The sequence below is a fragment of the Rubripirellula reticaptiva genome (assembly GCF_007860175.1).
Classification (GTDB): Bacteria; Planctomycetota; Planctomycetia; order Pirellulales; family Pirellulaceae; genus Rubripirellula; species Rubripirellula reticaptiva.
Genome location: NZ_SJPX01000001.1, coordinates 1,111,483 through 1,130,919, shown reverse-complemented (window position 1 = coordinate 1,130,919; position 19,437 = coordinate 1,111,483). Strand labels below are relative to the sequence as shown.

General features: G+C 55.1%; 10 protein-coding genes. 5 read left to right on the top strand and 5 right to left on the bottom strand.

The features are described from left to right. Positions 1 to 7: 7 nt before the first annotated feature. Together Poly59_RS04015 and Poly59_RS04010 are read right to left on the bottom strand one after the other, a co-directional pair. Positions 8 to 1,033 (bottom strand): esterase/lipase family protein, encoded by a 1,026-nt coding sequence (locus Poly59_RS04015; protein ID WP_146532736.1) that lies wholly within the window; start codon positions 1,031 to 1,033, stop codon positions 8 to 10. A 196-nt stretch (positions 1,034 to 1,229) separates the two neighbouring features. After that, positions 1,230 to 2,360: an exonuclease domain-containing protein gene (locus Poly59_RS04010; protein WP_146532735.1), complete on the bottom strand. Its 1,131-nt coding sequence runs from the start codon at positions 2,358 to 2,360 to the stop codon at positions 1,230 to 1,232. A gap of 487 nt (positions 2,361 to 2,847) precedes the next feature. Between Poly59_RS04010 and Poly59_RS04005 the strand changes: the two genes are divergently transcribed. After that, positions 2,848 to 8,424, top strand: a complete 5,577-nt coding sequence (locus Poly59_RS04005; RefSeq protein WP_146532734.1) for a cadherin domain-containing protein — start codon at positions 2,848 to 2,850, stop codon at positions 8,422 to 8,424. Positions 8,425 to 8,539: 115 nt separating this feature from the next. Next, the gene (locus tag Poly59_RS04000) at positions 8,540 to 10,000 is read left to right on the top strand and encodes a cellulase family glycosylhydrolase (protein WP_146532733.1); all 1,461 of its coding nucleotides are present in this window, start codon (positions 8,540 to 8,542) and stop codon (positions 9,998 to 10,000) included. A gap of 138 nt (positions 10,001 to 10,138) precedes the next feature. Here Poly59_RS04000 and Poly59_RS03995 read toward each other — a convergent pair whose 3' ends face one another. Further along, complete coding sequence (locus Poly59_RS03995; protein WP_146533246.1) at positions 10,139 to 10,471, bottom strand: HesB/IscA family protein; 333 nt, start codon at positions 10,469 to 10,471, stop codon at positions 10,139 to 10,141. Positions 10,472 to 10,808: 337 nt separating this feature from the next. Between Poly59_RS03995 and Poly59_RS03990 the strand changes: the two genes are divergently transcribed. Together Poly59_RS03990 and Poly59_RS03985 are read left to right on the top strand one after the other, a co-directional pair. Then, on the top strand, positions 10,809 to 11,885 hold the full coding sequence (locus tag Poly59_RS03990; RefSeq protein WP_146532732.1) for a rhomboid family intramembrane serine protease: 1,077 nt from the start codon (positions 10,809 to 10,811) through the stop codon (positions 11,883 to 11,885). Between the two features lie 6 nt (positions 11,886 to 11,891). Then, a complete protein-coding gene (locus Poly59_RS03985; protein ID WP_146532731.1) occupies positions 11,892 to 13,328 on the top strand; it encodes an MATE family efflux transporter in 1,437 nt (478 codons plus the stop codon). An 8-nt stretch (positions 13,329 to 13,336) separates the two neighbouring features. On the opposite strand, the gene Poly59_RS03980 is transcribed toward Poly59_RS03985, so the two are convergent. Then, positions 13,337 to 14,389 carry a S1C family serine protease gene (locus Poly59_RS03980; protein ID WP_315852565.1) on the bottom strand — a complete coding sequence of 351 codons (1,053 nt, stop codon included), beginning with the start codon at positions 14,387 to 14,389 and terminating at the stop codon, positions 13,337 to 13,339. A gap of 395 nt (positions 14,390 to 14,784) precedes the next feature. Next, a complete protein-coding gene (locus Poly59_RS03975) occupies positions 14,785 to 15,198 on the bottom strand; it encodes a TraR/DksA family transcriptional regulator (RefSeq protein WP_146532730.1) in 414 nt (137 codons plus the stop codon). Between the two features lie 555 nt (positions 15,199 to 15,753). Here Poly59_RS03975 and Poly59_RS03970 point away from each other — a divergent pair. Next, on the top strand, positions 15,754 to 19,434 hold the full coding sequence (locus Poly59_RS03970) for an FHA domain-containing protein (RefSeq protein WP_146532729.1): 3,681 nt from the start codon (positions 15,754 to 15,756) through the stop codon (positions 19,432 to 19,434). Positions 19,435 to 19,437: the final 3 nt, after the last annotated feature.

Here is a 19,437-nt window from a genome sequence, read left to right as displayed (position 1 = left end):
GTCGTTCTTAATGCGCCATCACGTAATTCACCGTCAACTCGTTCGCACGATCATCGTTCATCAGGAAACTGTGAAGCACTGGCACCGTGTGAATCGCTTCAGCCCCGTCTAGTTTCGCCTCGTCCAAACTGACCACAAAATCGCTTGATCCGTCGACCAGCGGATTCTGCAGCCGGCCGTCGGAAACATCGCCGGCGACGATGATGAACGGGAACGATGGCGTGGCCAGCTTTGATTCAAAATCAGCCCATTGCGGCCCCAGCTCTAACCCGCCCTTGCCAGTAATCCATCCGTACAGTCCGGTCGGAGCCAATCGACGAGCGATCGCGGCACCTTGGTTGGGTGGGCCCAGCATGACCATCGAACGACAACGGGGAATCACACCCGCAGGATCACCGTCGCGTTGCAAGTCTCCCAACAGGTGACGCACGACGATGTTGCCCATGCTATGCCCGACGAAACTGAACTGGGTATCGGCAGGCATCGCTTCGATCACTTCGCGAAGTGCCGCGGCGTGATCACTGATCGAACTTCGTGTCGACGCATACGCGAACCGGATCACCTCATCGACACCTGCTTTGGACAGCGTCGTTTCAAGCGGCTTCATCGAATGATGAGTTCGCATCAATCCGTGCAACAGAACCACAACGTGTCGCGGCACGGTTGGCACACCTGCAATCAACGGTTTCAGTCGATCCAGTTCTAATTGACAAGCGTCACGACTCCCCCACGCGCGTCGCACATCCTGTTCGTCGATCAGTCGCCAATGGCCAGTCAACGAATTTTGTTGGATTCGACAACCACTTCGATAAACATGATCGGTCCACAACTGAGTGCCGCCACCCGTTTTGATCGGCAGATTGAACCGCTGAGAAACGGTGGGCTCGTCTTGATCAGAATCTTGCACTTGGTCTTCTTGTTCGTCTTGGTTTTGATTTTGGTCGTCGGCAACAGCCGATCCGACGCTGATTCCGCCGATCAGCGTCAATCCGACCGTTAATATCGTAAGCGCAAGAGTGGTTCGCAATTTCATTGATCGAGCCAAGTTTCTGGTGTTGGGCGAGTTCGGTAGTGTGCCAGTTCGATGTTCGTGACACCGTTTGTTGCAGTGTTCGAAGGCCAGGTAGCGTTCCTGTGGCCCAAGAAACCAGAGCCCACAGTGCGAGCGGCGATGCGCAACAAATATGACAAACAGATGCCGTCATGTGGTTACATCATGTGGCTACGGTTCAGGCACTTCCAGGCGTTGGAGCGATGACCAGCCCCAAAAACTCGGCCTCGTCCACAATCCGGATTGATTGCCCCGCATCAACTCGGTGATGAACTGCTGCTTCTTTTTCGCTGATCGTAGCAACGGAATCAGGCTGACCGCGCACCAATAGACAGGTCGAATCATCCACGTCCGGTTGGCAAACGGCCCCCAAGCGAGTCGCCAAACGCTCGGCCTCCAGGCGACTGAGACTGCCCAGCCGACCGGTGAAAACAACGCATTGCCCGTCGAGCGGCCGGATGAATTCAGCCCGGATCATCAACCGTTGCACGTCAATTGCCGGGACATCGATCGATGCCGAAACGGGCGAAAGGACAACTCTCCCCATCGACTTCGCCGATCGCGTGAACCCCGCTTTGGTCTCACCGACGCTGCCAACGGTTTGACCGGGATAGAGAAACGGCGATCCGGCTGTTGTCGCGGGTGCGATCGGTGCAGCCGTCCGAGTAATCGATGCTTGATTCGATTTCCGATATGAAGAAGTCCGCCGAGCCGCCCCTGACCGAGGTCCCCGGTAACCCCATTCGCCCGCTTGGCCTCGTTTGATCGCCAGCGTTTTTTCGAGGGCGGGTAGCGATTCCGCTTCGCGATCGATTCCCGCCGCCAGCATGATCTTGGCACAAGCGATCGAGTCCTCCAGGGCATCATGGTGCCGAAATCGGATTCCCAACCACTCCGCAAGCGGTTTGAGCCCGAATCGTGGACGATGCGGCCATGTTCGCCGGGCCACCGCGCGAGTGCAGGTGAAGGACAACTCGGGGACGGGAAGCTCAGCCTGTCGCAGGCACGCGATCAAAACTCCGATGTCAAAACTAGCATTATGGGCAACGATGCAGTCATCGCCAATCTTCGCCGATATCTCGGACCAAAGACCGCCAAAAAGCTGTTCTTGACGCACTTTTGCGGGCGTGATCCCGTGAATTTCAATGTTTCCGGCGGCGAAATACAGCGGTTCGGGGCGGATCATCCACATCGCCGAATCCACAATTTGGCCGCCTCGAACAACGACCGCCGCCAATTGGCAAGCACTGTCGCGGCGGCGATTGGCCGTTTCGAAATCGATCGCCGTGAAGTCAGCAGAGAATTCCATCGCTCGTGATTCGCTGGGGATAAACCGCCGGAGTATGCCGTTGCATCAGTTCGATAAACCAATCGAACGCATTGTGTCACTTTCGTCAGCCGAAAAACCGGCGGGTAAACGGCCTGACAATCCAAATGACGACGGACCAGTCGAGGCAAACGATTACGAAAACCACCCGCAAGAGTGTTTCTTTTGAGTTGTTCTGGGCCGTCCGGAGACTTATCCTAGGGCGTTACGAAGGTTTAGGCAAATTCGCTTGTGACGATTATCCGGGGTCACAATTCAAGTTGTCTGAACCCACGATTCGCCTGAACCCAGATGCGCCTGCATCTAGAGGCGTCTAACCCTTGAGTCCGAGACGACGACGTCGCCGAGTATTAGTTTTTGTGGCAACACACGATCGTGTGGGCCAATTCATTCTCGCTCGCGCACGCTTGTGTTGTTTCGATCATTGCTTTTGCACCTTTCTCATCCGACTTCCTTACGAGTTCTCGCCATGTCCAAGTCGTCTTGTTCGAAGTATTCCCATCGACGCGCCACTGCCAACCGAACTCGCGACCGTCGCCGCCGAATGCTCGAGTCTCTTGAACCGCGTTGCTTGCTCGCTTCGCTTGGTGGCGAAGTCTTCATCGACACCAACGGCGATGGTATCCGCAACGATGCCGAAGTCGGTGCAGCAGACGTGCGCGTTTATGTCGACGCTAACAACGACGGCCAATTCGCAATTGGCGAACTGTTCACATCGACCGACGAGAACGGCCAGTACCAGTTTGAAAGTCTTGGCGCAGGCGACTACAACATTCGTGTGCTTGCCGACGCGGCTGATCAAACCAGTCCTCGTGCGTATCTGGGCACCGGTTACCTGACGACCTTTGAAGGCGAGGGCCCCGCGCCGACTCAGTTGTTTGAAATGAGCGAGAGCGGCGATGTGGTGACGATCGGCACACCGTCGACCACGCGCATGCACGGTCTAGTGCGAACCAACGATGGCATGCTTGTCGGCATCAACTTTAATAGCGATGCGATCTATTCGATTGATCCGCTGACGGGCCAAGAATCATTGTTGGCCGAGACGGGCAAAGAAACGGTTGCAGGTTTGGCTTACGATGCAGAAACCGACACGATCTATACCTTGATACGCGAATCGGGTGCGCTGCGTTTGAAAACAGTTGACGCGGAAACGGGAGCCTTGCGGACGCCGGTCGCTTCGACTGCTGCACTTCGTGGGATGGGCGGTGGCAGCACGTTCTATGACATCGACACAGCTACGAAAACGGCCACCGAAATTACTCGCGGATTTCTGTCGCCGTTCGCCAGCACACTTGACGTTCGCAGCGACGGTGTGATCTTTGGGCTGCAAGGCAACGACATCAAACAGTTTGCCTTTGACAACTCGGAATCTTCTGGAGTGACGGTCTCGACGCTGTCAACATCGATCGACGCGATCAGTTTCGGTGCCGACGACAACCTGTTCGGTGTCAGTTCCCCATCGACTTTCCACAGCATCGACCTAGCGACCGGTGTCGTCGATGCCGGGATTCCCATTCAATACCAAGGGCGAACAATCTCGGGAATTCAAGGCTTCGATATCGGTCCCGACGGGACGCACTACATGGTCGACCCATCGCACCTTTACACGTTCGACCCACAGACAGGCATCGCTAACCGGGCACCGAACCGCGGTTTTCCATCATCACCAATCTTCACTTCGTTGACGGTGGCAAATGATGGGTCGCTGTTCGCATCCTTCTTCAGCTCGACGATTCAAATCGGTTCGGTCGATCCGGTCACAGGCAAGGCGACCGACCTGGGCATCGTTGGCGGCAGCACGTCGTACTACCCCTCTTTGGTCGCGACCGGCATTCCATCCGATGGTGCCGCGACGATCGACTTGGCAAATGTCAGCGACTTGACCTTTGACCCAGTCCGCGACCGGATTGTCGGTTTCGATAACAACAGCGACCGATTCTTCCAATTCACGACCGATGGCGTCGGCACCATTCTTGGCACCGCTTCTCGCCCGCTGGACAGTTGGTCGCTGGCATTCAACGGCACCGATTTTGTGATGTTCGATCAGGGCGACGATGCCAGAACGTCCGTGATCAAAGTCGATCCCGAAACCGGAGCGATCAGCGACGGTTTTCAAGCGTCGTCGCGCACCCCAGCGGAGTCGTTGTTCTACACCACGCGCGGAAACAATCCGCATCGTCTGACCGTCGGCGATACCGACCTGGTTTCGGTGGACTTTGGCATCACCCGTGTCAAACCAACCCGCGATGTCGAAACCGACTACCCCACCGTGATCAGCGAACTCGTGCTTGATCCGTTGTTTGCTAGCCGTGACACCGATCAATTGGTCGAACTGCGTGGCTTGCCGGGTGGGCAACTCCCTTCGAATACATACCTGGTCGTGGTCAGCGAAGACGACAATACCCAAGGACAAATCCAAGAGATCTTTGACCTCAGCAACCAATCACTTGGCGCGAATGGCTACTTAGTGCTTTCGCAATTCGACAGTCCCCATGCGATTGCCGCGGGCAGCGCTGTATTGACCAGCACCGGAAATGGATTTGCTGGTTTGCCCAATGGCATTTACTCGGACATCGATACAAATGATGGCCGGATCGGTGGGACGTTGATCGGCCAGAACGGTTTCTTTTTGATTCGGTCCGAAATCGCACCAGGCATTGGCGACGATATCGACTTGGACGACGACGGCTTGGCCGATCCTGATGGCGTGAAATCAAACTGGACCGTATTGGACTCGGTTTCAGCACACACATTTGTCGGCAACGGCGAACAAGCTTACGGCCAAATCCTGTTGGCCGAACAAGAACTATCCGAAGACCCGACGCTGCGCACCGTCGAACCGGGGACACCGATCGTCGTTTCCAACGGCAGCGGCTATGTCGCACGTGTTGGCGAGTCGGTCGGCAGCAGCCCCGACGACTGGATCATCGGAACCGCCGTGGAATCATCCGGTGACAGCAGCGGAGACTTGCTTGAACTTTATGGCTTTGGACCGCACCTGCCCGAATCGATGTTCTTTTTGGAACGATCACTGGATCACTTCGGTGAAGCTAACTTTGTTGGTGGTGTCCGTGGCACAATCTTACAAACGTCACCGCTGGATCCTGCCAACCCCGACGCAACCGTGCTGCCGCCGTCGCCAGCGGTAGGCTACACGATCTTGGCCGATGAAAACGGCAACGGCATTCAAGACACGATTTCGCGCAGCGCCGATCCCAATGTCATCGTCAACCAAATTTTGGCCGATGTCGGATTCAACCCAAACTTTGTGCTGCCGACGATTCCACTAACTCACGCTTTCCCCGGTGTGACGATTTCAACCGCAGGTGACGACAACGAACCAATCAATTTCGAAGTCCAAGCAGTCCGCGAACGAAACTCGTTCATCACCAGCAACAACTTCATTTACTCACACGTTGGGATCGATTTCTTTAGCGAAATTCGGAAACTGCGTTTTGAATTCGATCGCCCCGCTAGCGAAGTTTCCATCGTCGCAATCGGCGCCCAGAACTCCAATAACCCCGTCTATGGAAAACTAGAAGCGTACAATTCCAACGACGAACTGATCGGCGAAATTACTAGCCGCCCCGTGATCGGCGCGAACCGTCAAACCATCACCGTCGCCGCGGACGACATCGCTTACGCAATTGCCTATGGCAGCACCGAAGTCACTGGTTCCAGCCCGTTCGGACGCCTGGACGGATTCACGTACAAGCAATCCGAAGCCACCGCCGTCACCGACGAGAACGGCAAATACGAAATCAAGCGACTATTCCCTGGTGAATACGACATCGTCGTTCAGTCCGATCCCGATAACCCGCTGCTAGGTCTTTCGAGCACGCCGATCGTGATCGACAAGTACGAAAACTTCGTCGTCGGATCCAACGTTCGGCCTAACTCGATCCCCGTGGTCGAAGCCGAGTACGCAATCACGACCAACGAAAATCCAGCCATTGGAACTTCGCTCGGAACCGTCCCGGCAACGGAACTTGATGGACAAGCCCTAACGTTCGCCATCCTGGGTGATAACACGATCGGTGTACTAATCGATTCGACGACCGGCGAACTGACCGTCGGCCCGGACACCGTACTCGACTTCGAAGCATCACCCGAAGTCACCTTCGACGTCGCCATCACCGACCCGTTCATCACCGTAATCACTCGCGTCACCATCTCGCTTACCAATATCAACGAAGCTCCCGTGGTCGATCAAGCAATGTTCTTGGTCACCGAAGGCACGCCTGCAGGCACTAGCCTAGGACAAGTCACCGCGACTGATCCCGAGGGTGGGCTGGGACAAACGATCAGTTTTGCCATCGTCGGTGGGCCTGACCAAAACGCATTCACGATCGACCCAGTTTCTGGCTTGGTGACACTTGTCGATGCAGATGCCGTCGATTTCGAAGTCGCTCAGCAGCTTCGCTTTGTGGTCCGTGTCAGCGACGATGCAGATCCCGCTGCGTCGACCGAATACGAACAGGTCATTCAAGTCGCTGATCAAAACGATCCACCGACCATTGCCACGACTGAAATCGTCACTGACGAAAATCCTGCCACGCGTCTGATCGGACAACTCGTCGCTAGTGACCCTGATGCTGATCAAACGCACACATTCCAATTGCTCGGTGGCACCGGCGCCGATCTGTTCCGTGTCTCGCAAAGCGGCGAAGTCATTCTTCGCGAAGGCGTCAGCATCGACTTCGAACAAGGCAACTCGTACACGCTGCGGGTTCGCACCATCGACAGCGGCGCACCGCCGCTGGCCGCTGAGTCAACGATCACCGTCACGATCAACAACGTTGACGAGTTGCCTGTCCTGACGACGACTTCAGCAACCGTTGCCGAAGACGCGGTTGCCGGCGATGTCGTCGCAACGCTGACTTCGTCCGATCCTGATGGTGCCGAAATTGCGACGGAAATCGCATTGCTCGAAGGATCCGATGCCGCAAACTTTGCGTTCGATCCCGCGACCGGAATCTTGACCATTGCCGAAGCGGCGAACCTGGATTTCGAAACCAAGCCAACCCAAACGGTTCACTTCCGCGTCACCACGACCGGATCCGATACGTCCAACATCGTCACCTATCGAATCAATCTAACCGACGCGAACGATCATCCAATCATCACGACCGAGCGAATCGTGGTTTCCGAGTTGGCCGTCCCAGGAACTTTGGTCGGCCGTATCCAAGTTTCCGACCCCGATCCAAACGACGTTGCCACCCTTGCAGTGGTCGGCGGAAACGCGGCTGATCGATTCACATTGGACTCGGCCACCGGATTCTTGCGAGTCGCCGAAGAGGCAACGTTTGACGCTGACGTTGAATCCGAACCATTGACGATCGAAATTCAAGTCACGGACGGGGCGGGCCTGTCCAGCACACGTGTCATCAACATCATCGTCAATGGCGTCAACGAAGCGCCAACGTTTAGCAGCGATCCGCCCGCCTCGACGACGCTCGAAAGCGGCGTGTTCTACGAATTTGTGATCCCCGAAGGTGCAATCTCGGATCCCGAAGGACGCGAATTCTTTGTTTCGGTGTTTGATCAGAGCGGACGGCTGCCAAGTTGGTTGAACTTCAACCCGGCGACACGGACACTCTCTGGATACGCAACCCCGAATTCCGTGGGAACGCACAACCTAACGCTTCGCGCATTCGAACCGGGACCGCTTGAACTGAAGACGGACCAGACGTTCGCCTTAACGGTCAATGCTGGTGCCGATGCATTGACCAACAAACGTGATCGGTTGGACGTCGATGCCAACAACTTGGTATCGCCAGTCGACGCGCTTCGAATCATCAACTTCCTCAGCCGCTATGGCAATAACGCATCGGTATCGGTCCCGCGTCTGTTTAGCGGATTTGTGGATACATCGGGTGACGGATTCGTCACTGCCTTTGACGCTCTGTTGGTCATCAACGGGCTGAAGCAAATCCCGGGCAACGCTGCGTCTGGCGAACAGTTCGGACTTCCGACGGATGATAGCGATGACACAAACGACGCAGCCTTGACCGAATACCTGACCGAATCATCGCTGTTCTAAAACCTCACTGTTTTAGTCGTCACCTTTTTGGTTGTCACAGACTTAGCCGGCCGTGGAATCCACGGTCGGCTTTTTTTCTGACATGGCGACTCTATTCCGCTAACGAGATCCCGCTATGAATCATCCGCAATCGTCCCATTGTTTTTGCATCGCGATGCTCAGCGCTTGTCTTGCCGTCTGTCATTCGGCTTTCGCCGAACCGTTGTCGTTGCACCCGACAAACGCTCGCTATTTTTTGTTCCGTGGCCAGCCGACCGTTTTGGTGACGTCGGGCGAACACTATGGTCTGTTATGCAACGCAGCGTTTGACATTGATGCGTATCTAAACGAGTTAGCGTCCGATGGACTCAATCACACCCGCATCTTTGCGGGGGCCTATCGTGAAGTTCCTGGTTCGTTCGGGATCACCAACAACACGCTCGCACCCACCGACGATGATTTCATGTGTCCGTGGCAGCGTACGGACAAGACGCATCGCGATGGTTCGCCGATCTTTGATCTGACCAAGTGGAACGATGCCTATTTCGATCGCCTGAACAAGATTCTCGAGGAAGCATCCAAGCGAGGAATCGTCGTCGAACTTTGCTTGTTCAGCCCGATGTACAAGCCAAACATTTGGGACGTCAATCCGATGAACGTCCGGAACAACGTGAACGGAGTCGGTGACGTCGGTTCGCTGCAGGTCTTTACAACCGATCGCGATGATCTTTTTGCGGCACAGAAAAAGCTTGCCGAAAAGTTGTCCGAATCGATTGCTCCGTATGACAATGTCTACATCGAAATCTGCAACGAACCGTACTTCGGCGGCGTCACCAAAGCATGGCAAAACGCGATCATCGATGCGATCGTCGCTAAACAGAAAGCGATCGGCACATCCCATCTGATCTCAGTGAATGTTGCCAACAAGTCAGAACAGATTCAATCGCCTCATCCGGCGGTTTCCATTTTCAACTTCCACTACTGCCATCCGCCGATCGTCGTTGCCGAGAATGCGAACGTGCGTGGTGTGATCGGCGAAAACGAAACGGGGTTTCGCGGAAATGCTGATTTTCTTTATCGAACTGAGGCTTGGGATTTCTTGGTGGCCGGCGGAGCAACCTACAACAACTTGGACTACTCATTCAGCGTCGAACATCCTGGCGGCACCCAATCGGGTTACACGTCGCCTGGTGGCGGCAGCAAAAAGCTCCGGCAACAACTGGGCATCCTCAAACGAGTATTCGACCGGTTGCCGTTGCCCGAACTTCATCCACTGCCAAAAAGATTTGCGACGGCGTCGAATGATTTGGTCGTATCGGCCATTGGTGACGCTTCGAGCCAGTGGCTCGTATACGCGCACCTCGAGCTGCCGGGGCGTTTGAAAGATCAGTCGCCCGAATCGTTCACGCAAACGATCCAGGGTGCTTCGATCAAAGTGCAACTCCCTCGCGGGAACTACCAAGTGGCCACCATCGACACCAAAACGGGGAAGGAAACGGTGACCCACGCCAGCGCCCAGAAAGGCGAACCGATGTCGATCAAGCTGATGCCTTTCGAGACCGACGTTGCCGTGCGGTTACAACGAAACGCGGATTGATGCGGGCGCGACCGCAGACCTGAGTTCGGCCTTGCATTCAAGGCGATGATCTAACATCGCAAAATAAAAGCCGACCGTGGAATCCACGGACGGCTTTATTATTTGTCTCGGCTCATCGCAAGCGTGAACAAGCCATCACTAGGCTTGGAACGAGCTTCCGCAACCGCAGCTCTTCACCGCATTTGGGTTTTCGAACGTGAAGCCTTGCTTTTCGAGGCTCTCGTACCAATCGACGGTGGTTCCGTCCAAGTACAGGGCACTCTTCTTGTCGACCACAACAGCGACGCCGTGATGGTCGTACTTGGTGTCGACTTTGTCGTCATAGCTGTCGTCAAAGTTCAACGTATAACTGAATCCGCTACAGCCGCCTGCTGCAATGCCGATTCGCAACACCATGTCGTCACCGAAGTTGTGTTCCTTTTGGAAACGCTTGACCTCTTCGGCGGCTCGTTCGGTAATTTTAACTGCCATCTTTCGATTCAACCCTTCGTCTTGGACGATGTCGGTGAAGTTGTTTTTCATAGCGGACCATCGCGATCGGTCGCTTATCCGCCCCCATGATATTCAGCTTGACCAGTCTGCGGCAAGCGCAAGCATCCAACATCGAACCATCGGACCTTGAAAAGCTCGTTTTTTCGGCGTTTTAGGCGTATACGGCAGCCCCCGAAGCGGCGATTTCTTCCCCAAATTGTGCTTTCGCTGCGGCTTCACGCCAGGTGGGAGTGCCAAATTCCAAGTTTCCACGTACAACGAGGGATTCAAACCAGCCTGACGACGTCCATTCCCTCCGACAGCCCCGGACACCTTCATGCGGCGAATCGGCACCCTACCTGACAAATCCACGGCCAAGAAATTCGCCGATTTTCTGTACACGGAATCCGTCGAAACCAAACTTTTGGCGGCCGACGGTGACCAGTGGGATGTCTGGGCCCGCGATGAAAAGGATGTGGACAAAGCCCGATCGTCGCTTGCTGAATTTGTTGCCAGTCCCGATGCCGATCGTTTCAACGCGACCGATCAAGCGAACCAACTTCGAGACGATCGAATCCGCCGCGAAAGCGATCGCATCGCCAAACTACGACAGGCGGCGGCAGGTTCGCCAACCGACTCGGGATCATCCGGCCCGGCCCCCAAGCCAGCCGCATCAAGCGAGCCTCCAACTCACTCGCGTCATCCGTCCGAGATTGTTCGCCGATCGCTCGGTGGCCGCGTTCGACAACAGTCGTTTCCCGTCACCATCGCTGTCATCGTCATTTCGGTCATCGTCAGCTTTACGACCAACTTTGGCAAGCCACGCGGCTCTGCCAAACCGGGCGAAGTGACGATTGAACAACGCGTCTATCGGGCACTGTCGTTTGCCGAGCGCCAGGATTACGCCAAGTCGAGTAACGATCCGTACGTTTCCATTCGCAAAGGCCAGGTATGGCGGTTGTTCACTCCGATGTTTTTACACGGTGATGAATTTCACGTCGCGTTTAACATGCTGTGGATCTTCTTCCTGGGATCCGTGATTGAACGACTGCACGGGTCACTGTTCTTTACACTGCTGCTGCTGGTGACTCAGCTCGCTGGCATGATGCTGCAAGTTTCCCTTCCACCACTGGATTGGCTACCCGTTTCGATGCACGGCACCCCCTTCGCGATCGGTGCCTCCGGTGCAGTCTATGGTTTATTTGGTTATCTCTGGATCCGGCCGACGCTTGATTTGACGTATCCCATCAGTCTGGATCCCATCAACGTCGTATTGATGCTGGGATGGTTAGTCGTGTGCATGACCCCCTACATCCCCAACGTGGCGAACGGCGCCCACCTGGGCGGCCTAGTCGCGGGCGTTATCGCGGCCGTGATTAGCTATTATGCGACCGGAAAGTTCGCCAAGCGATAGCCACCAATGAACGACGCCCCATCACACGGTGATCCGGCTGCCGGTGATCCAGCACCGACCGATTCGCAAATCGACGATTCGTTTCGGGGATCAATTAAAGAAGTTCTAAGAATTGCGATCCCGCTGATGATCAGCACGGGAACGTTCTCGCTGGTACTTTTCGCCGACCGTACTTTCTTACTCAGCTATGACGGCGCATCGATGAGTGCGTCGATGGCCAGCGGCACTCTGTTTTGGGTGATGGTGTGTTTACCGGTTGGGATCGCGTCAATGACCGGCGCGATCATCAGCCAGTACATCGGCGCAGGACAATCGCACCGTGTCGGCCGATTTCTATGGCAATCGGTATGGCTCTCGTTAGCGTTCCTGCCATTGTTCGCAGCAGTTGCGTACCACGCACCCTGGCTGTTGCGTGCCACCGGGCAACCCGACGAACTTGTGTCGCTGGAATCGACCTATCTGCGTCTGTTGTTGATCGGCGCGGTTGGAAACGTTCTAGAGACCGCACTGAGTGGATTCTTCAGCGGAACTGAAAGAACGTCCGTGATCATGTGGGTTTCGATTGCATCGGGATTGATCAATGTTGTCCTGGACATCGTGTTGATCTTCGGCTTTGGGCCTGATCCCGTCTTTGGTATCCAGCTTCTGCCAATGGGCATTGCCGGTGCCGCGATCGGAAGCGTGATCGCTTTTTGGTTCAAAGTCGTCGTGTATGTCGCGATGCTGCTGCGACCGACTCATCAAACCCGATACCGATTGATCGCTGGATTCGGCATCGACTGGCCGATGATTCGCAATCTTATTTACTTTGGACTACCCACCGGTTTGATGTACCTGACCGAAGCTGGCGGATTCACAGTGATGGTTCTGCGGATCGGAACTCTCGGCGACATCCCGCTTCGCGCGACCACGATGGCGATCAATTTCAACATGGTCGCCTTCATCCCACTGGTCGGCGTCTCAATTGCCGCCTCTGTTTTGATGGGACGGCATTTGATCGAAAGTGGCCCCGCCCGAGCCGTTCGAAGCGTCTATGCGAGCTTGACGATTGGACTGATTTACAGCGGAATCTGGATGGTGGGCTACCTTGCGATTCCAGACGTGATGATGTCGCTGTACGAAAAGAGCGTCGGTGATTCCAGCAGTATCGAAGCGATCCGTCTAGGTCGGGGACTACTGAAGTACGTCGCGATTTATGTCGTCTTTGATTCGGTGCAGTTGATATTGGCCGGCGCATTACGCGGCGCCGGTGATACCTGGTTCGTGCTGATCGGCGGCGTCGGCGCATCCCTGTTGGCGATTGCTATCGGGTTCACATGGGAACCCGATCAAAACGGTCTTAGTTGGTGGTGGACCATCATTGCGGTGTGGATCTGGATGCTGGCCACCACGATGACCCTGCGTTTCGCCTATGGCAAATGGAAAACCATGCGAATGGTTTAACGGCGGTCTTACGGCATGTCGGTAAGACTGACTTCGGTGCGATACCGTTTGCCTTCGCGATAGATGATCATCGGCGTGCTCTTACCGACCTGGGTCAACCCGACCTGTGCCACTAAGTGATCATCGCTTTCAACCGCGCGACCGCCAAATTCGACAATGATATCGCCGCGTTGCAGATGCGCTTGCTCGGCCGGTGAACCGCTGCGAACGTTCTTGACTAGCGCACCGCTTTGCAAGAAGTCATATCCCGACGCGATCAAGTCGGCGGTCGTGAAATCCGGGTCCAGCGTCACGCCAAGATAACCGCGTTGCAGACGACCGGTCGTCGCTAGTTGTTCGGCGACATTCAACGCCATGTTGATCGGTATCGCGAATCCAATCCCTTCGCTGCCGCCACTACTGCTTGCGATCGCAGTATTGAGCCCAACCACTTCGCCTCGCAAGTTCAACAGCGGCCCGCCGCTGTTGCCAGGGTTGATCGCTGCGTCGGTTTGGAAAAAGTCTTGCAAGTCAATCTTTTGCGTACCCAGCGACAGATCACGCCGACCCTTGGCCGACAGGATGCCGAAGGTCACCGAATGGCTTAGCCCGAAAGGACTGCCGATCGCGATCACGAAATCCCCGATCTCGATCGATTCGCTGTTACCGATGCGTGCTGGCGGCAGATCGGGCATATCGATTCGCATGATCGCAACATCGGTACTCGCGTCGGATACAACTCGGTCCGGATAGAACTCGCGACCATCAGCCGCCCGCAATCGAATCTCTTTCGGTGCGGCGCCATTGATCACGTGGCGATTCGTCAGCACCCAGCTTTCGCCTTTGCCTGCGGTAATGATCACACCACTACCAGCTTCGTCGTAGGATTGGCGCGATCCACCACTCCCTTCGGTCTTGTGGGCTTCGATATGAATCACGCTCGGCTTTACCAACTGTGACACACGGCGAACCAAGTGACCCAAGCGATCAAACGTGCTGAACTCTTCGGCTAATTCATTAAACAGTCGCTCGCGCTGGGCGTCGACTGAAACCGATGACATCCCAGGCGAGTCCAACGACATACGTCGCACACTCACCGATTGGTTGTCGTGGTTTTGATCTTGATTCAGATAGGTCGGCGCCTGAGGCAGCGTTGTTTGCGCAAAGGCCTGGCACGGCAATAGCGCCGTAACGGAGCACAACAACAAGCTGCGCCGCGCTAGCTTGGGAATAAAAGATGGAACCATGAATGCATCGATCGGCAAGACGGAGGAAGACCGGGAGGTTGGTGCAATCATAGGCATCGTCCACTACCACGGGCCAGCTTTTCATAAGCTTTCGTTGGTATCCCTGAGCGGGTCATTTGTAAGAACCGCTATCGACGGCGCATTAAAAAACGGCCGAACAATTGTTCGGCCGCTTCGGTGTGTTCTTGGTTTGACACATGACTTAAGAAACGATCACAACGATCGTTCGGTTAAACCGAGTCCACCTCGGCGTTATCAAAGACACGATTCCACAAAACCGTCGTTCCGCTACCGTTCTTGGATTCGGCCTTTCGTCGACAATCGATACAATCAGTTGCGTAAGGAATAGCGCGAAGACGGGACAATGGAATCGGCTTACCGCATCCATCGCAGTTTCCAAACATTCCCGCATCGAACCGACCGATGGCATCATTGATCGCGTTGAGCTCTCGGCTTTCTGCTTCAATCAGCTGGCTATTCAATTCGTCTTGGGCTGTGTCTGCCGCGGCATCCAAAATGTCGCCGGTTTTCTCTTGGTGTAATTCTCGCAACAGACTTAAGTCGCCTTCGAGCGCTCGATGCAAGGCATCGCGGCGACGAACCAACTGGTCTCGTAGCTTTTTGATCGATTCACTTCTGGACATCGCATTTACCTCATCAGGAAAAGAAGGTCGCCGCGATTGGGCGGGGTGGGGGTACAAACCGTTTTGAACACCAATTTCAAGTCGTTGTGATCTGTCGGGAAGGTCTATACGGCTTGCCGGGGAAGTTGGTTTCCCACAATCAGTGGCAAAGTGCCACTCACAGGTTAGTTCGCTCAATGATACGAACATAGGCAAACTTTCCACCTTCCTACTTGACGAAACCTGCCATTTTGTCGACCCATCGGTACCTAACTTAGGGTTTGCAAAGGATTTGCGACCCCATTGATAGCACTACTTTCCGACTGATATTTACTGCCTTAGGGAGGACATTCCCACAAATCACACCAAAAACCCCTCCGCAGAGCCACACAAGCAGTCCAAGATTGGCGTTTCCAAATTCTGTCAGGATGCTAAAAGCGGTCTAGTCGGTCCAGATTGACTCACCCCATCGGTTCGGAAGTCCGAAAAAGAGACGGGGTAAGGTTGCGCCGACACTATTGGGTGTTGGCGCGCACCCAAATACGGATTTGTTCGACCAGAAAAGGGATAGTGACGGTGAGTACGGAACACGCCAGCGAATCGCCCTTGAATGCCAGCTATGTCGGTGCCGGCTTCGAGTCCAACGACAACGCGCCCTTCACTATGCCAATCATCGGAGCACCGATCCCTGGTGCGCCATTAGTGGAAGATGCTTTGCAAACCAATCACCAGGAGTCTTCTGCCGTTTCCGAAGACACCTTGGCCGGACGTTCGCCGCAGTGGAAACCACCGGGCAATGCCGAAAACGAAATCGATTGTATCGAGTTTCGGGTCATCCGGTCGGGGTCGCCCGTTCGACGCTTGCGATTAACGGGAAGCCGTTACACATTCGGCAGCGCCGAAGGTTGTTCGATCCGTTTGAACGACCACGCGCTTCGTCCGATGCACGCGGTTTTGATTCGCGACCGCATCCGTGTGCTTGTCCGCGCCTATTCGGTACCAATCGAAGTCAACGGCATTCGAAAAACCGAAGCATCATTGCAAGTCGGCGACGTGATGCGCTTGGGTACCTATCAATTTGAGTTGGTTTCGGTCTCGTCAAGCGTTTCTGAGAATCTGGAAAACCACTTTGCCGATTCGCCATTGCGTCCCCCGCTCAGATCATCAACGTCGGTTTTCAGTTCCGGACCGCAACCGTCGCAACCACCAACCAGCATGGAACCATCCCCGCATGATCATTCGACGTCGCGATCTGCGCTGCCATCGGCCGACGACGTGATCTGGCGAGAACGACTGCGACGCGAGATTGATCAGTGGCGTGAACGCCAGGTTGAGTGCGATCAACGCGAACAGCGAATCGATCAACGCGAATCGACTCTTCGCGGTCGCGAGACCGAGTTGTGGTCGCGAGCCGAAAATTTGCACCGTCGCGAGTCTCGGCTGCAAACGCAAGAGTCGTCGGTGCTGCAATTACACGACGATTATCTGCAGCGCCAGCAAGATCTCATCGATCTGCGTCAAAAAACTCAAAACCACCAACACGAACTCGATCAGCGTGAATCTGAGTTTCGTCGTCAAGAAATCGAATACCGCGGCAAACTTGAAGAGGCGTCGCGTCAGCTTGCTCAATCACGCCAGCAAGCGGAATCAGCCACGCAAGCCGTCGCTCGGATGCGTGAACAATTCGATTCGCTCAATCAGCAAATTGATGAACTGTCGTCACAGCAACATCAGTTGTCGGCTCACGAGGGTCGCCAACAGAGCGAACATGAAGAATTGCGCGAAGAACTGGCTCGCCAGAGGGACGAAGCAATTGATGCGCATGCCCATTCGGAATCACTCCGTTTGAGTGCAGAAGCTCGCATCGAAGAGATGGAAGCCCAGTTGGAACGACTGCGATCCGAGTCCAACGACGATCACGAAGCCGAACTTGCGGCAAGCGAAAAGTTGATCGGCGAATTGCGTGCAAAGGTTGAACTGCTACAGGCATCCGTGGTCGAAGCTAGCGAAGAATCAGCTCGCCTGCGCAACGACTATGAAGAAGCTTGCCAATCCGTTCGCCAACTTGAATCCCTGGTCGCCCAAAGCAACCAGCGTGGCGACACAGACCGCGAAAGTTGGATCGCCGAAGCCGACGAGTTGCGAGCGGCAATCGACCAGCTGTCACTCGAACTTGCCCGTGCCAACGGCGAAGTCGCACAGTTGAGCGAAGCCAACGAGTCCATTACCTCTCGATTGGATCTGGTCCAGCGCGAACGTGATGAAGCAGAAACTCGACCGACACACGAAGCGTTCGATTCGCTCCGAGACGAACTGGATGCTGCCAACATGAAACTGGCAGAGATGAAGTCGGACTACGAACAGACGCTTGCACGTCTGGACGATGCCGAGCAAAAACGTCAAGAAGAAGCATCCCGGATCGCAAGCGAAGCCGCGTTACGAACCAGTGAAGACAGCGATGATTCACCGATCGCTGGTGCGGCCGCATTCGGATCTGCTGCGATTGGCGCTGCTTTGCTAGGTCACGGATTTACGGACGAAACCGAGTCGGATGCTGATGATTCCGAGTCGCAACTGGCAATCGACAACGCAATCGATCTTGGGGCGATCAACGCAGCAGACGCTCTGGATTGCCAGCCGGAATACGAACCGGAAGCACAAGCACCTTTTGCTGCCGGAGAACTCGTTACGGAGGAACCGGTATCCGAAGCCGACGAGGATGAAGTGTGGCCGACGTACCAGTGGGCCGATGCGTCGACACCAAACGACCAAGAATCTGACGACGCTGCACAACTGCAGGGCGAGTCGATTGATAATCACTCGAGTGACCATCAAGAGCCGAAACCCGCATCGCAATGGCAACCAGATTCGGAATGGGATGAAACACCCGAAGCGGACAATTCGGTCGTTCAAGACAACGCCGACAGCGCACACGACAATCTTTCGGCCTCGGTTTGGAACTACGAACCTGGCGAAGCCGAAGCGCCGCTGTATGACCAAGATCATTCGGAAAGCGAAGCCGAAAGCCATCTCGCCAGCGATGATCATGATGACGCAAATCCCGAAGCAATCGCCGACACGAACAACGGAAACGATGCGGCTGCCGAATCGCCGTTTGGTGGATCGCTGGCAAGTCTTTTGATCAAGGACATCGAAGCCGAGTCCGACATCGTTAATTCGAATGACGCTGAATTCAACGAAGCGGAATCAGGCTACGACGATTCGAATCAATGCGAATCGCAACTCGCAGACGATGAACATTACGACCGGGACCCGGCGGCCGACGTTGATGGTACGTTCTTGATGTCGAATTCAGTGGTCGATGCCGACGACTCAGTGTCAGAAAGCTCTTCGCTGTGGGGACACGACGCAGACGAATCTGATTCCTCCATGACTGACGACTCAGTACAAGGCTGGGATCGCGAGTATGTCGAAGAGTCCGATGTCGATGATGCGCCGATTTCAGCGTTGCAAGACGAATTGCCCGACGATGAATATGATCGCACCGAAATGGTCTACGACCGTTTCAATGACGAATCCACTAGCGAACCGGACGCGGCCCATTTCGATGATCCAGCATCCGAAGACGCTAACGAGATCGGTGATACTGATTCTTCCTTTTCCGAAGACGCTGACCAACCGACCAGCGACGTAACCGCAGAACATACATCGATCGAAACAACCGTGTCAGAAGACGGCGACGATGACTCGATCGAAGCCTACATGAACCGGCTACTCAACCGGGTTCAAGGCTCACCAGAATCGTTGGAAGCTACCAAGCCAGAAACCGTATCGCTGTCGATGTCGACTTCTACTTTAACCAAGAAAAGCGAGAGCCTGAACGGCGACGAAGTCGAAGCCACGGAAACTCAAAGTCCAATCGACCCCAACGCCCCCTTGGTGCCTCGGTCCCAGGCACCTGAACGCGGCAGCGACCTGTCGGCGATGCGTAAACTGGCAAACGAAAGTGCTCGTGGCGCGATCAGCCATAGCGCGAATATCCAGACACGCAACATTCAAATTGCCGGGCTGTGCAATTTGGCGGTCGCTGGCGTGGCCGTCATCGCAGTCTTGTTGGCTAGCGTCATGCTCGACGGCATGTTGTTGTACGTCGCTTGGGCGATGGCAATCATTGTTGCCGCCATCTCGGTTCGCGACGCGATGGGCAACTTTTCCGAAGCCAGACGGCGCCAAAGTTCAGCGCAAGATGACGCCGACGCGAAGGCAGAAGCGGCTGACGACGAAACCGACGAATAGCAG